Consider the following 14,480-nt stretch of genomic DNA (forward strand, 5'->3'; position numbering starts at 1 on the left):
TGGCAGGTGGGCAAGCTCGTCGACCGGATCAGGTGGAGCCGCGACACCGCGCTGATGTTGCTGAAGGCGGTCGTCGCCGCGACCGTCGCCTGGGTGCTGGCCACCACGGTGTTCGGATCAAACCACGCCACCTTCGCGGCATTCTCCGCGGTGATGCTCGTCGAGATGACCGTCGCCGACTCCGTCGCCAAGGCCGTCCGCTACACCGCGGCGATGCTCACCGGTATCGCGCTCATCGGCGGCGCGGTCTGGTTGTGGGGTGTGCAGCTGTGGCTGTTCCCGGTCACCCTGCTGGTGGCGCTGATCATCGGGCGCTGGCACCGGCTCGGCGGCCAGGGCATCAACGTCGCGGTGGCGGCGATCTTCGCCTACGGCGTGTTCGCCCTGACCGGCTCCGGCTCGTCCTCGGGCAGCCCGCTGCCGGGCATCGTCGGCATGGTGGTGCTCGGCGCGACGGTGGCCCTGTTGGTGAGTCTGCTGGTGGCGCCGCCGCTGCGCTATCGCAGCGCCCGCTACGCCGTCGAATCGATCAGCGCGTCGTTGACCGACCTGCTCTCCGACATCACCGACGCGCTGACCGGCGAGAGCCCGGGTGAGGACGCCACCACCGACTGGCGGTGGCGGGCCGACGGGCTGGCGAAGACGGCCGGACAGGCCCGCGACACCGTCGACCACGCCGTGCGCACCACGAAGCTCAATCCCCGCCGGTTGCTCGCCCGCGACCACACCGACGTCGCCGGGCACCGGGTGACGATCCAGGCGCTGGAGCGCATCGCCCAGCAGCTTCGGTGGGTCACCACCGGCCTGGAGCGCGCCGTGGACCGTGACGAGGAACTGCAGGTGCAGCACAACGAGTTCCTCCGGCGCTACGGCGTGCTGCTGGCGACCGTGCGTGACGCGGTCGCCCGGACGGGCAGCCTGCACACCGGCGGAGATTTCGCGGCCCAACCGCTGGCCGATGAGGCCCGCCGCTGCCGTGCCGCGCTCGACGAGCTGGGCTCGCAGACCCGGGGCGACGGGCTCGACGAGCCGACGCAGTGGGCGGTCTACGGTGGCCTCTACACCGATGCGCAGCGCCTGTGCGAGGAGGTCGCGTTCGCCCGCGACGCCTATCCTGACCAGCGTGTCCGAACCGTCCGTCGCTGAGCTGCGCGCGCGCCTGGACGGCCTGACGATCCGCGACGCCGCCCGGCTCGGCCGCCGCCTGCGGCAACTACGCGGCGCCGGCCCGGACAAGGTCGCCGCACTCGCCGAGCAGATCGCCGGGGCCGAGGCGGCCATCGCCGCCCGCACCGCGGCGGTGCCCGCCACCATCGGCTACCCCGACCTGCCGGTCAGTGATCGGCGCGACGAGATCGCCCGCGCGATCACCGAGCACCAGGTGGTGATCGTGGCCGGCGAGACCGGTTCGGGTAAGACCACCCAGCTGCCGAAGATCTGTCTGGAGTTGGGCCGCGGCGTGCGCGGCACGATCGGGCACACGCAGCCGCGGCGGCTGGCCGCCCGCACCGTCGCCCAGCGCATCGCCGACGAACTCGGCTCACCGCTTGGCGAGACCGTGGGCTACACGGTGCGCTTCACCGACCGGGCCAGCGACCGCACCCTGGTGAAGCTGATGACCGACGGCATCCTGCTCGCCGAGATCCAGCGTGACCGTCGACTGCTGCGCTATGACACGTTGATCCTCGACGAGGCCCACGAGCGCAGCCTCAACATCGACTTCCTGCTCGGCTATCTGCGTGAGCTGCTGCCGCGGCGGCCCGATCTGAAGGTGATCGTGACGTCGGCGACGATCGAACCGCAGCGTTTCGCCGAGCATTTCGGCACCGTCGACGGCCCAGCCCCGATCGTCGAGGTGTCGGGCCGGACCTATCCGGTCGAGATCCGGTACCGGCCGCTGGAAGTCCCGGTGCCGGTGGAGGACTCCGACGATCCCGACGATCCCGACCATGAGGTCGTGCGCACCGAGATGCGTGATCAGACCGAGGCGATCGTCGACGCCGTCGCGGAACTGTCGGCCGAACCGCCCGGTGACGTGCTGGTGTTCTTGTCCGGTGAACGGGAGATCCGCGACACCGCCGAGGCGTTGCGCGGCGTCGTCGGCGAACACACCGAGGTGTTACCCCTGTACGCCCGGCTGCCGACCGCCGATCAGCAGAAGGTGTTTTCGCCCAGCCGGTCAGTGCGCCGAATCGTGTTGGCCACCAACGTCGCCGAGACATCGCTGACGGTGCCCGGAGTGCGTTACGTCGTCGACCCGGGCACTGCGCGCATCTCGCGCTACAGTCGCCGGACCAAGGTGCAGCGGCTGCCGATCGAGCCGATCTCACAGGCCTCGGCCGCGCAGCGGGCGGGCCGATCCGGGCGCACCGCGCCAGGGGTGTGCATCCGGCTGTACTCCGAAGAGGACTTCGCGTCGCGCCCGCGCTACACCGACCCGGAGATCCTGCGCACCAACCTCGCCGCGGTGATCTTGCAGATGGCGGCGCTGAATCTCGGTGATATCTCGAGCTTCCCGTTCCTGGACCCACCCGAGCAGCGCAGTATCCGCGACGGGATCGCGTTGCTGGCCGAACTCGGCGCGTTCGACGGCAAAGGCGAGATCACCGCATTGGGACGCCGACTCGCGCAACTGCCCGTCGACCCGCGGATCGGCCGGATGATCCTGCAGGCCGGGGAGGAAGGCTGCGTGCGCGAGATCCTGGTGCTGGCCGCGGCCCTGTCGATTCCCGACCCGCGTGAACGGCCGACCGACCGCGAGGAGGCGGCGCGTCAGAAGCACGCCCGCTTCACCGACGAGCATTCCGACTTCATCTCCTACCTGAACCTGTGGCGCTACCTCGCCGAGCAGCGAAAAGAACTCTCCGGCAGTGCCTTCCGGCGGATGTGCCGCGAAGAGTTCCTGCACTACCTGCGCATCCGCGAGTGGCAGGACCTCACCGGCCAGCTGCGCAGCATCGCCCGCGACATGGGCATCCGCGAATCTGACGACCCCGAACCCGCCGACCCCACCCGCGTGCACGCCGCACTGCTGGCGGGCCTGCTGTCACACATCGGCCTGCGCGAAGGCGACACCCGCGACTACGCCGGCGCGCGCAACTCGAAGTTCGTGCTGGCGCCGGGGTCGGCGCTGACCAAACGGCCGCCGCGCTGGATCGTGGTGGCCGACCTGGTCGAGACCAGCAGGCTCTACGGTCGCATCGGCGCGCGCATCCAGCCCGAACTGGCCGAACGCATCGGGGCCCACCTGCTCGACCGCAGCTACAGCGAGCCGCACTGGGACGCCGAACGCGGCGCGGTGATGGCCTACGAGCGGGTGTCGCTCTACGGGCTGCCGCTGGTACCGCGCCGCCGGGTCAACTACTCGCAGGTCGAGCCGGAACTGGCCAGAGACCTGTTCATCCGGCACGCGCTGGTCGAGGGTGACTGGCGCACCCGCCACCACTTCTTCCGCGACAACACCCGGCTGCGCGAGGAGTTGGAGCGGTTGGAGGAGAAGGCACGACGGCGCGACCTGCTGGCCGGCGACGAGGAGATCTTCGCGTTCTACGACGCGCGGGTGCCTGCGGAGGCGGTGTCGGCGCGGCACTTCGACACCTGGTGGAAAAAGCAGCGGCACCAGACTCCGGATCTGCTGACCATGACCCGCGAGGACCTGCTGCGCAAGGAGGACCCGGCCGCCGATCAGCCCGACGCGTGGCGGGTGGACGATCTGGCGTTGCCGCTGTCGTACCGATTCGAACCCGGCGCGGCCGACGACGGTGTCACGGTGCACGTGCCCGTCGAGGTGCTGGCCCGGCTCGGCGGCGACGAGTTCGCCTGGCAGGTGCCGGCGTTGCGGGAGGAGCTCGTCACCGCGCTGATCCGCTCGCTGCCGAAAGACCTGCGCCGTAACTTCGTTCCCGCGCCGGACACCGCGCGGGCAGTGCTGTCCGCCATCGACCCGGACGGCGAGCCGCTGCTGGTCGCGGTGCAACGCGAACTGCACCGCCGCACCCGGGTATTGGTGCCGCTCGACGCGTTCGACCTCGACAAGCTGCCGCCACACCTGCGCGTCACGTTCGCCGTCGAGGGCCCCGACGGCGGCGAGGTCGCCCGCGGGAAGGACCTGCAGGCGCTGCAGGCCCGCCTCGCCGCGCCGGTGCGCCGCGCCGTGGCCGATGCGGTGGCGGGCGAGCTGGAACGGACGGGCCTGCGCGCCTGGCCCGACGACCTCGACGAACTGCCCCGCACTGTCGAACAGGCCAGCGGCGCGCACCGGGTGCGCGGCTACCCCGCGCTGGTGGACGCGGGCGCCGGGGTGGACATCCGCATCTATCCCACCGAGGCCGAACAGGCCGACGCGATGCCCCGCGGGCTGCGACGGCTACTGCGGGTTGCCACCCCCTCGCCGATCAAAGACGTTGAACGACAACTTGATCCACGAACACGACTGGTGCTCGGCAACAACCCGGATGGCTCGCTGCAGGCGCTGCTGGAGGATTGCGCCGACGCGGCGACCGACGCGCTGACGACCGGTGTCGTCTGGACCCGTGATGAGTTCGCCGGACTGCGCGAGCGGGTCGCCGGTGATCTGGCGGCCACCACGTCCGGCGTCGTCACCCGGGTGGCGAAGGTGCTCGCCGCCGCCCACGACGTCCGGGTCGCGCTGCCGGCCGCACCCCCGCCCGCGCAGGCCGACGCGATCGTCGACATCGAGACGCAGTTGGCCGGGCTGCTGCCCGAGGGGTTCGTCACCGCCACCGGGGCCGCCCACCTGGGCGACCTGGCCCGCTACGTCACCGCCATCGGCCGGCGCCTGCAGCGGCTGCCGCAGGCCGTCGGCGCGGACCGGGACCGGATGGCACGGGTGCACGCCGTGCAGGACGCCTTCGACGAGTTGCTCGCGGCCTTGTCCCCGGCGCGCGCCGGCGCCGCCGACGTGCGCGACATCGCCCGCCAGATCGAGGAACTGCGGGTCAGCCTGTGGGCGCAGCAACTCGGCACCGCCCGCCCGGTCAGCGAGAAACGCATCTACCGCGCGATCGACGCCATCCGGCCCTGAGATCGGGTACCAATAGGGCGTATGAACACACGGGTGGGCGTGGTGCTCGGCGCGGCGCTGGTCGCGGTGCTGGTGGTGCCAAGTTGCGGGGGCGCGGGGCCCGCGGGCGGCGACGTGCCGGTGATCACGCCCGAGGTGCTCGGCGAGATCCCGCACGACACCTCGGCGTTCACCCAGGGGCTGGAGTTCGACGGGGCCACGCTCTACGAGAGCACCGGGCTGGTGGGCAGGTCGCAGGTGCGCGAACTCGATCCGGTCACCGGCGATGTGCGCCGGTCCGCCGCCGCCCCGCCGCAGTACTTCGGCGAGGGCATCACCGTCGTCGGCGACCGGATCTGGGAACTCACCTGGCAGGACGGCGTCGCGATCGAGTGGGACAAGCACACCCTGACCCCGCTGCGCGAAGTACCCGTCGACGGCGAGGGCTGGGGGCTGTGCCGCGACGGCGACCGGCTGATCCGCAGCGACGGCACCGACCGCCTTCGCTTCCACGACCCGACGAGCTTCGCCGAGGACGGCTCGGTCGAGGTGACCCGCGACGGCGAACCGGTGCGCAACCTCAACGAACTCGAATGCGTCGACGGCCAGGTGTGGGCCAACGTCTGGAAGACCGACCACATCGTGCGCATCGACCCGGCCACCGGAACCGTCAACGCGGTCATCGACGCCTCCGCCCTCGTCGATGCGCAGGGCCGCATCACCGAGAACGTGCTCAACGGCATCGCCCACATCGACAGTGACGAGTACCTGCTGACCGGGAAGAATTGGCCGACGGCGTATCGCGTCCGCATCGACGCGCCGGAATAGGCACAGGCGGTGGAAAGTTGCGCCACACATGACCTTTGACCCCCGGACTCTGCTCGCGCAGAGCCGCCTCGGTGTACTCGCCGCGATCAAGGCCGACGGTATGCCCCAGCTGTCGCCGGTCACCCCCTACTACGACCGCGACGCCGACAACCGGACGGTGATGGTCGCCGACCGCCGGGTGCTGATGACGATGGCCGTGCGGCACGTGTACGGCGAGAAGCTCCGCTGACCGCGATGATCCGGCGCCGGGTCGTCATCGCCGGATTCGGCGACAGCGGGGTACTCACCGCGATCCGGTTGGCGCGGCACGCCGAGGTCGTCGGGATCTCGGCCAAGCCCGGTCTGGTCAGCGGCCAGGAGTTGGGCATGCGGCTGTCCCGGCCGCGGGACTGGGCCCGCGACTACTGGATTCCGTTTCACCGGTTCCGGGCGCTGGACGGGGTGCGCACCGTGCACGGCACGCTGACCGGCGTCGACCTCGCCCACAAGACCGTCCTTGTGGACCGTGCGGACGGCGCTGCGCACGCCGAACCCTTTGACGCGCTGGTCATCTCGACCGGGGTGACCAACGGGTTCTGGCGCAGGCCCAGCCTGCAATGCGAGGACGACGTCAGCGCGGACCTCGTGGGCGCGCACGAGCAGTTGGCGGCGGCCGGGTCGGTCATCGTGGTCGGCGGCGGCGCGGCGGCCGTCAGCGCCGCGGCCAACCTGGCGGTGACGTGGCCCGCCAAGAGGATCGACCTGTACTTCCCCGGCGAGCGCGCGCTCGTGCACCACCACCGCAGAGTCTGGGACCGGGTGCGACACCGGTTGACCGCCGCGGGGGTCGGGCTGCACGGCGGACACCGCGCGGCGCTTCCCGAGGGCTTCGGCTGCGACCGGATCACCAGCGGGCCGGTCGTTTTCAGCACGGGCCAACCTCCGGCGCGTGCCGACGCCGTCATCTGGGCAATCGGGCGCGTGCGCCCGAACACCGGATGGCTGCCCGCCGAACTGCTCGACGAGCAGGGATTCGTCCGGGTGCTGCCGACCCTTGAAGTGCCCGGCTTCCCGGGGGTGTTCGCGATCGGGGACGTCGCGGCCACCGATCCGCTGCGCACCTCGGCCCGCAACCGTGCCGACGGTCTGCTGGCCCACAACATTCGCGCCGAGTTCGCCGGCCGTCGCCTGCGCACCTACCGCCCGCCGGACCGGCGATGGGGATCGGTGCTCGGCGCCCAACCCGACGGGCTGCAGGTGTTCGCCCCCAACGGGCGGGCGTTCCTGTTCCCGGCGTGGTCGGTGGACAGGTTGCTGCAGCCGTGGATCGTCAAGCGAGGCATCTACCGCGGTGTGCGGGAGAAGCCCTAATTCTGCCGCAGCGTCGGCGGAAACTCGGCGGTGATGCGGTCGAGCAGCGCCGGATACCGGTTGGCCTCGCGGTGTCTGCCGGGCTTACCGCTGCTGATCAGCCCGACCGCCAGTGCGCGCTGCGGGTCGGCCCACACCGCGATGTTGGTCAGCCCGGTGTGGCCGAACGCCAACGGAGCATTGCGGCCGAACGGCCCGAACCTGTTGGAGCCCAGCATGTATCCGGTGCCCCATCGCAGTGGGACCAAACCCGTGGCCACGTCGGGCCGAAGGCGGCGGCACTCGCGTACCGCCGCGTGCAGCGTATCGGGTCGCAGTATCCGCACGCCGTCGAGTTCGCCGCCGCGGCGCAGCAATTCGGCGAACCGCGACAACTCGTCGGCGGTCGACACGGTGTTGGACGACGGCAGCACACTGGTCAGGTACTGCGGGCTGTTGGAGAACGGGATGATCCGCTGCATCGATCCGCCGACGGCCAGCGCGAACACCCGCTCCAGCGGGGCGGCCGCGGGCCTGCCGGTGGCGTGGCTGGGCGCCACCTTCGAGACGTCTTGGGCGGCAACGCCGTAATTGGTCCAGCGGAACCCCAGCGGTTCGAGGATCTCGGTGGCCAGGATCTCGCGGATGTTGCGCCCGGTGGCCGCCGCCACGATCTCGCGCATCAACGGGCCCCACGTCAGCCCGTGGTAGATGTGCACGAGGCCGGGCCGGTGCAACGGGCGGATCTCGCCGAGCATCTGACGGGTGTACTCGCTGTCGTCCATCCGCTTGAGATCCGGGCGGGGACCGGTGTAGATCGGGATGCCCGCGCTGTGGGTCATCACATGCCGGATGGTGGTGCGGTCCTTGCCGTGGCTGGTGTAGCCCGGCAGATAGTCACACACCCGGTCGTCCAGCGAGAACTGGCCCCGCTCGACGAGCATGTGCACGACCGTGGACGTGACGGCCTTGGCTGCCGAGTACGCACAGAACGGGGTATCCGTGGTGACAACCACCTTTTCGGCATCCGGTGGATCGGCGGGCGCATTACCCCACGCGTGTCCGATCGCCCGGTTGAGCACCACCTTGCCGTGGTGGCGCACGCACAGCTGGATCGCCGGGTGCATGCCCGCGGCATACCAGTGCCGAGCCGCCTGCCAAATCCTTTCCACGGCAGCGGAATCGACGCCGCAGTGGTCTTCGGCGCCCACCGCGGTGACGGTGTCGAGTTCGGCGGGAACCGTGATCCTGCCGTCCGAGCTCACCGGTGGCTCCGGCGAAGGGTCGCGGCCAGGTGGTGCTGCAGCGGTTGGCCGACGGCGGCCATTCCAAGCCGATAGGTGAGCTGGTCACCGTCGACGCGCAGTGAACGGCTCAGCGCGGTCACCTGTTTGGCGGTCGCGGTCAGCCCGACGCTTGTCGTGTGCAACTCCATCTCGACGGCACCGTCACCGCTGCTCAGTGTGCCCTCCAGCACCTCGCTGATCCCGGTGGGATGGGCCAGCACCCACTCGACACGGCCGGCCGACGGTGCGCGCAGGTACCCGACCTCGGAGTGCAGCGGGCGCCCGTCGTCGGTTGCCGCGGTGCGCTGACGATAGGTCAGAAACGGCTTGCCCACGTGGTCGAAGACGACTTCCTCGGTGTAGCAGAACGGCTCGATCGTCGGATACTCACCCGCGCCGTCGCCCGTCCAGGTGCCCAGCAGCGGGGCCAGCGCGGCGAGGTCGGGGTGCAGGTCAGCCATGTCCGACAGGGTACGGCGCGATCAGCGAGCGCCGCGATCAGCGCGGGGCGCCGCCGAGAATGCCCTTGCCGATGAACGTCCCGAGCTGCCCGAGCAGATCCTGCGGTGCGGTCTGCGGCGGGGGTTTCGCGTTGGTCAACGTCCAGGGCTGGCAGTCGTTGGTGACGAACGCGGTGTCGCCGGGTTCGATCTTGACCACCTGTGACTTCTTGGTCAGCGCGTTGGCGACCAGCTTGTCGCCGTTGACCCGCTTCCAGTAGCACACCCCGTCGGGGATGGGGCCCGCGCTGGAGTAGGTGCCCGGCACGATGTCGGTGCCCACCGCGTAGGTGCCGTCGGCGTCGATCGTGGTCTTGGGGGCCGGCGGGGGCGCGGGGTCGGGTTCGGCGGCGGCGTGACCGACCGAGGCGGCCACGGGGACAACCATCGCGACGAGGGCCGCCGCGATCGCGCGTGGTCTCGTCGGCCTCATAGGAAGCCAGTCTAAGGGCCTACCCGGCGCAGAGAAAACCCGCCGCCGCAGCGGACTGCGGCGGCGGGTTCGGTGGAGTTGCTCAGCCGGCCATGAACTCGGCGTAGGCCGAGGCCAACTCCGGCGGCAACGCCGTGATGTTGCACTTGCTCTGGACGTCACCGATCGGCGCGAGGATGCCCCGCAGGTCGTAGTACTCCTGCGGATTGGCGTTGAAGTACCCGCGCAGCATGGCGGCGGCCTCCGGACGCGGCTGGCTGAACGCCGTCGTCACCGCCTGGTTGGCGCCCGGATGGCTGTCCAGGTACGCGCGCGCCGAACCGGTCACCGTGCTGACGGTCCCCGAGACCTCGCTCGCGCTGCAGTCGGGGGTCGCCGCGGCCGACGGCGCGGCGATGATCGCCCCCGCCAACCCGCCGAGCAGTCCGCTTGCACAGGCGCCGGCGATTCCCCGGCGCGTCTTGATACCACTGAGATTCATATACCTGTTCTTCCTGGTTTCTCGAATTTGCGAATGTCTCGCTTGCATCCCCCGTTCCCGAAATCCAAAGTAGCGAAACGAAAACCGCTACCCCGGGCCGCGGAAAAGGCCCTCTGGCCAGCGGTGACGGCGTTACATCCGGACGCCGTGATATTCGTCGCAATTTCGGCGGAATTCGGTAAGTCGCCAACCAGATCGGGCCGCAGATCTTGATAATTCTCAGAGTCGCGGCGGTCTCCTTAATTGATCGTGATTTCGATGGTGACCGAATCGTTACTCGGCTTCGCGCCGATCGACCGCCCGATCGGCCGCCTTAAGGTGGTGAGCGTGACGAGCCCGCCGCAGACGCCGACCTGTTACCGGCATCCCGACCGCGCCACCTACGTCCGTTGCACCCGCTGCAACCGGTTCATCTGCGGTGAGTGCATGCGTGCCGCCGCCGTCGGGCACCAGTGCGCGGACTGCGTCGCCGCGGGCGCGCAGACCGTTCGTCAGCCCCGCGCCGCGCGTTCGTCCACCCCGATCGTCACCTTTGTGCTGATCGGCCTCAACGTGGTGATGTTCGTGCTGCAGACCATGTCACCGGCGTTGCAGAACGCGCTGGTGCTGTGGTCGCCCGGCGTCGCCGACGGTCAGCTGTATCGCCTGCTGACCTCGGCGTTCCTGCACTACGGCCTGACCCACATCCTGTTCAACATGTGGGCGCTGTATGTGGTGGGCCCGCCGTTGGAGGCCGCGCTGGGCCGGCTGCGGTTCACCGCGCTGTACTTCATCAGCGCGTTGGGCGGGTCGGTGCTGGTGTATCTGCTGTCGTCGTTGGGGGCGCTGACCGCGGGCGCATCGGGTGCGGTGTTCGGGCTGTTCGGTGCGACGTTCGTGGTGGGCAGGCGGCTCAACCTCGACGTGCGGTGGGTGGTGGCGATCATCGCGATCAACCTGGTGTTCACGTTTTTGATCCCGCTGATCAGCTCGCACAACATCAGCTGGCAGGGCCACATCGGCGGGCTGATCACCGGCGCGGCGATCGCCGCGGCATATGCCTACGCGGCCCAAGCTCCGCGGAACTCGCGCCTTCTCGTCCAGGGCGGTGCCACCGCCGCGGTGCTGGTGTTGTTCGCGTTGCTGATTTTCTGGCGCACCGAAACCCTGCGCGCCTATTTCGGCATGGCCTGACGCTATAGCGCGATCCGCGCCCCGATGACCACGGTGCGGCTCAGCGGCAGCCCGAAGTGGGCGGCGGCGTCGGCGGTGATGTGGGAGGTCGCGATGAACAGCCGTTTGCGCCACGGCGCCATCGTGTCGGCGTCGCCCACACACAGTTCGAGCTTGGACAAGAAATACGAGGCGTGCTCGAGGTCGATGCGTCCCTCGGTGTCCGCGGGATCCAGCAAGGCCAGGGCGCGCGGCACGTCGGGCGTCTCCAAGTAGCCGAATCGCGCTGTCACACCGACGATTCCGTCGTCGGTGTAGCCGAGGCTGTCGTGGCTGATCCGCTCGTCGTCGGGTATCCGCGGCACCGGCTCGGTCTGCACCGCCATGATGATGACGTGCTGGGCCAGCACGTGGTTGTGTTCGACATTGGCGCGCATGGCCAGCGGTGCGGTGCTGCTCACCCGGTTGAGGAACACCGCCGTGCCCGGTATCCGGATCACCGGGGGATCGTTGTGCACCAGACCGTCGACGAACTCCCGCAGCGGACCCTCGGCCTGGTCCCGGGCCGCCGTGACGAGGTGGCGCCCGCGCTGCCACGTCGTCATCACCGTGAACGTGGCGACGGCGATGGTCAGCGGCAGCCACGCGCCGTGCACCAGCTTGGTCAGGTTGGCCGCGAAGAACACCAGATCCACCGTCAGCAGCCCGCCGCCGCCGAGCAGCACGACCCACAGCGGCCACCGCCACCGGGTTCGCGCGTAGTAGAAGAACAGCGCGGTGGTGATGGTGATGGTTCCGGTGACCGCCATCCCGAACGCGTACGCGAGGGCGGCCGAACTGCGGAACGCGAAGACCAGGATCAGCACCCCCATCATCAACGCGCCGTTGATCCACGGCACGTATATCTGCCCGACCGTCGACGCCGAGGTGTGCGCGATGCGCAGCCGGGGCAGGTACCCCAACCGGGCGGCCTGCGAGGCCACCGAGAACGCTCCGGTGATCACGGCCTGCGGCGCGATCACCGTGGCCGCGGTCGCCAACAGCACCATCGGCACCCGCGCCCACGCCGGGGCGAGCAGGAAGAACGGCGCGGCCACCGTCGCCTCGTCGTGCAGCACCAGCGCACCCTGGCCGAAGTAGTTCAGCGTGCAGGCGGGCAGCACCAGACCCAGCCAGCCGTAGGTGATCGCCCGCCTGCCGAAATGGCCCATGTCGGCGTAGAGCGCCTCCGCGCCGGTGACCGCCAGCACGATCGCGGCCAGCGCGAAGAATGCGACGTGGAACCGGCCGGAGAGGAACTCCAGCGCATAGGTCGGCGACATCGCCTTGAGGATCTCCGGGTTGGCGACGATGCCGTTCACGCCGCAGGCCCCGATCGCGGTGAACCACAGCACCATCACCGGTCCGAAGAACCGGCCGACCGCCGCGGTGCCGCGGCTCTGTACGGAGAACAGCGCGACGATGATGACCGCGGTGATCGGCACGACGAAACCGCTCAGGTCCGGGTCGATGATCTTGAGGCCCTCGACGGCCGACAGCACGGAGATGGCCGGGGTGATCATGCTGTCGCCGAAGAACAACGCGGCGCCGAACACTCCGGCGGCGGCCAGCGCCGCCGCGGTCCGCCGGCCCCCGGTGCCGGACCATCGGCGCAGCAGCGTGATCAGCGCCATGATGCCGCCTTCGCCGTGGTTGTCGGCGCGCATCACCAGGGTGATGTAGGTGAGGGTGACGATGATCGTCACCGACCAGAAGATCAGAGACACCACGCCGTAGACGTGGCTGTCGCTCACCGGCACCGGGTGCGGGTCGCGGGGGTTGAAGACGGTCTGCACCGTGTAGATGGGGCTGGTGCCGATATCGCCGAACACCACCCCCAGCGCGGCGATCACCACGGCCATGCGCACTCGATGATCATCGTCGAGTGAAGGGTTGTGCGCGACGCTTCTCGACCGATACGTACAACAACCGAACACCCGGCGCGATGATGGCCCTATGTCCGACGATCCGCTCGACACCCTGTACGCCGCCACCCCGCAGGAGTTCACCGCGCTGCGTACCGAGTTGGCGGGCGCGGCCAAGAAACGCGGCGACACCGAGGCCGCCAAGCAGATCTCGGGTGCGCGCAAGCCCACCACGGCGGCCTACGTCGTCAACGTGCTCGTGCACCGTGACGGCGAGGCCCGCCCCCGGCTCACCGCGCTGGGCGAACGGCTTCGCGCCGCGCACTCCGAGATGGACGGCGGCACGATCCGGGAACTGACCGCCGAACAACGCCGGCTCATCGACGGCCTTTCGCGCGCGGCCTTCGCGGCGGCCGAGATCACCGACCCCAGCGCCGCGCTGCGCGACGACGTCACCGCGACCCTGCAGGCCGCGGTCGCCGATCCGGACGTCGCGGCCCGGCTGGGCCGGCTGACCAAGGCCGAGCAGTGGTCCGGGTTCGGCGAATTCGGCAGCTCGGCAATCGTTTTCAAACCGTCGCGGAGCCGCAAGGCCAAACCCGAACCGGTGATTCAGAAACCGGCCGAGGACCACTCCGAGGCGCGCGCCGCGCTGGCGGCCGCCGAACGGGCCAAGGCCGAGGCCGACGCTGCACTGCAGGAACTGCAGTCCGACCTCGCGACCGCGCGGTTACGCCGCGACGACGCCCGAAGGAGACTCACCGACGCCGAGACCGCGCTCACCGCGGCCGAGGAGGCCTACGACGCGGGCAAACGGGCCAGCCGGGAGGCGGCAGCGGAAGTCAAGAAGGCCAAGACGCGCAAGCGTTAACTTCCTGCGCGGCAGCTGATCTCCATGCTGTCGGTGCCGCGGGCGCCGAAGCTGACGCTGACATAGCCGTTCGCCGGATCGCGGACATGGTCGACGTAGGATGCCAGCTCGGGCATGGACGTGTTGTCGGCGACGACGAGCGCGCCGGGCGTCAGGCGTGGCTCGAGCAGGTCCAGGACGGGCCGGTACAGCTCCTTCCAGCCGTCCAGCAGCACGAAACCCACGGCGCCGTCGAGACTTTGCAGTGTGGTCAGCGCGTCGCCTTCGAGCACCGTGATGACGTCGGCGAGCCCGGTCTGGGCGAACGTCGACTTCGCCGTCGCAACTTTGGCCGCGCTGAGTTCAGTGGTGACGACCCGGCCGTGCCCGTTGTCGCGCACCGCCGCCGCGAGGTGGATCGCGGAGATGCCCAGCGACATGCCGAACTCGACGACCGTCTCCGGTCTGGCCGCACGTATGAGCGCGTACAGCAGCCTGCCCGCCTCCGGCGTCACCGGCAGATAGAAGTCGCTGAGCGCGTCGGCGCGTTCCTGGGGGCTGGCGTCGCCGGACAGTTGGTCCGCCATGCGGCGCAACGCCGCCATCTGGTCGTCGGCCTCCGCGTACATGCGCTCGAGCGCGGCGGCGACCCGTGGATCCTGCAGTGTGGTGGTCACGGGTCGAAGGTAGCGGT

13 protein-coding genes are annotated in these 14,480 nt (G+C 69.9%); 7 read left to right on the forward strand and 6 right to left on the reverse strand.

The window, feature by feature from the left end; genetic code table 11:
* The first annotated feature begins 6 nt into the window (after window positions 1-6).
* From ABQE89_RS09135 to ABQE89_RS09155, 5 genes are read left to right on the forward strand one after another with little or no spacing between them, the layout of a single operon-like run.
* Window positions 7-1,146, forward strand: a complete 1,140-nt coding sequence (locus ABQE89_RS09135) for an FUSC family protein (RefSeq protein WP_448415998.1) — start codon at window positions 7-9, stop codon at window positions 1,144-1,146.
* The gene (gene hrpA, locus ABQE89_RS09140; RefSeq protein WP_448415999.1) at window positions 1,124-5,044 is read left to right on the forward strand and encodes an ATP-dependent RNA helicase HrpA; all 3,921 of its coding nucleotides are present in this window, start codon (window positions 1,124-1,126) and stop codon (window positions 5,042-5,044) included. The genes ABQE89_RS09135 and hrpA overlap by 23 nt, the downstream gene beginning before the upstream one ends.
* 21 nt (window positions 5,045-5,065) lie before the next feature.
* Complete coding sequence (locus ABQE89_RS09145; protein ID WP_448416000.1) at window positions 5,066-5,851, forward strand: glutaminyl-peptide cyclotransferase; 786 nt, start codon at window positions 5,066-5,068, stop codon at window positions 5,849-5,851.
* Between the two features lie 28 nt (window positions 5,852-5,879).
* Window positions 5,880-6,080, forward strand: coding sequence for a pyridoxamine 5'-phosphate oxidase family protein (locus ABQE89_RS09150; RefSeq protein ID WP_448416001.1), 201 nt, complete (start codon window positions 5,880-5,882; stop codon window positions 6,078-6,080).
* 5 nt (window positions 6,081-6,085) lie between these two features.
* Window positions 6,086-7,201, forward strand: coding sequence for an FAD-dependent oxidoreductase (locus ABQE89_RS09155; protein WP_448416002.1), 1,116 nt, complete (start codon window positions 6,086-6,088; stop codon window positions 7,199-7,201).
* On the opposite strand, the gene lipE is transcribed toward ABQE89_RS09155, so the two are convergent.
* The 4 genes from lipE to ABQE89_RS09175 form a co-directional block, all read right to left on the reverse strand.
* Window positions 7,198-8,445: a lipase LipE gene (gene lipE, locus ABQE89_RS09160; protein WP_448416003.1), complete on the reverse strand. Its 1,248-nt coding sequence runs from the start codon at window positions 8,443-8,445 to the stop codon at window positions 7,198-7,200. The two genes, ABQE89_RS09155 and lipE, sit on opposite strands and share 4 nt — an antisense overlap.
* Window positions 8,442-8,927: a peroxynitrite isomerase gene (locus ABQE89_RS09165; RefSeq protein ID WP_448416004.1), complete on the reverse strand. Its 486-nt coding sequence runs from the start codon at window positions 8,925-8,927 to the stop codon at window positions 8,442-8,444. Before ABQE89_RS09165 ends, lipE begins: the two co-directional genes overlap by 4 nt.
* Window positions 8,928-8,964: 37 nt before the next feature.
* Complete coding sequence (locus ABQE89_RS09170; protein ID WP_448416006.1) at window positions 8,965-9,399, reverse strand: Rv1352/Rv1906c domain-containing protein; 435 nt, start codon at window positions 9,397-9,399, stop codon at window positions 8,965-8,967.
* A gap of 82 nt (window positions 9,400-9,481) precedes the next feature.
* A complete protein-coding gene (locus tag ABQE89_RS09175; RefSeq protein WP_448416007.1) occupies window positions 9,482-9,880 on the reverse strand; it encodes a heme-binding protein in 399 nt (132 codons plus the stop codon).
* Window positions 9,881-10,207: 327 nt separating this feature from the next.
* Here ABQE89_RS09175 and ABQE89_RS09180 point away from each other — a divergent pair, with 327 nt between their 5' ends.
* On the forward strand, window positions 10,208-11,053 hold the full coding sequence (locus ABQE89_RS09180) for a rhomboid family intramembrane serine protease (protein WP_448416008.1): 846 nt from the start codon (window positions 10,208-10,210) through the stop codon (window positions 11,051-11,053).
* A gap of 2 nt (window positions 11,054-11,055) precedes the next feature.
* Here the strand turns inward: ABQE89_RS09180 and ABQE89_RS09185 are convergent, their stop codons facing one another.
* The gene (locus ABQE89_RS09185) at window positions 11,056-12,933 is read right to left on the reverse strand and encodes a potassium transporter Kup (protein ID WP_448416009.1); all 1,878 of its coding nucleotides are present in this window, start codon (window positions 12,931-12,933) and stop codon (window positions 11,056-11,058) included.
* A 94-nt stretch (window positions 12,934-13,027) separates the two neighbouring features.
* Between ABQE89_RS09185 and ABQE89_RS09190 the strand changes: the two genes are divergently transcribed.
* Window positions 13,028-13,807, forward strand: a complete 780-nt coding sequence (locus tag ABQE89_RS09190) for a hypothetical protein (RefSeq protein WP_448416010.1) — start codon at window positions 13,028-13,030, stop codon at window positions 13,805-13,807.
* On the opposite strand, the gene ABQE89_RS09195 is transcribed toward ABQE89_RS09190, so the two are convergent.
* Window positions 13,804-14,463, reverse strand: a complete 660-nt coding sequence (locus tag ABQE89_RS09195) for an O-methyltransferase (protein WP_448416011.1) — start codon at window positions 14,461-14,463, stop codon at window positions 13,804-13,806. The genes ABQE89_RS09190 and ABQE89_RS09195 overlap by 4 nt on opposite strands.
* Window positions 14,464-14,480 lie beyond the last annotated feature (17 nt).

It is taken from the genome of Mycolicibacterium sp. XJ1819 (assembly GCF_053483675.1).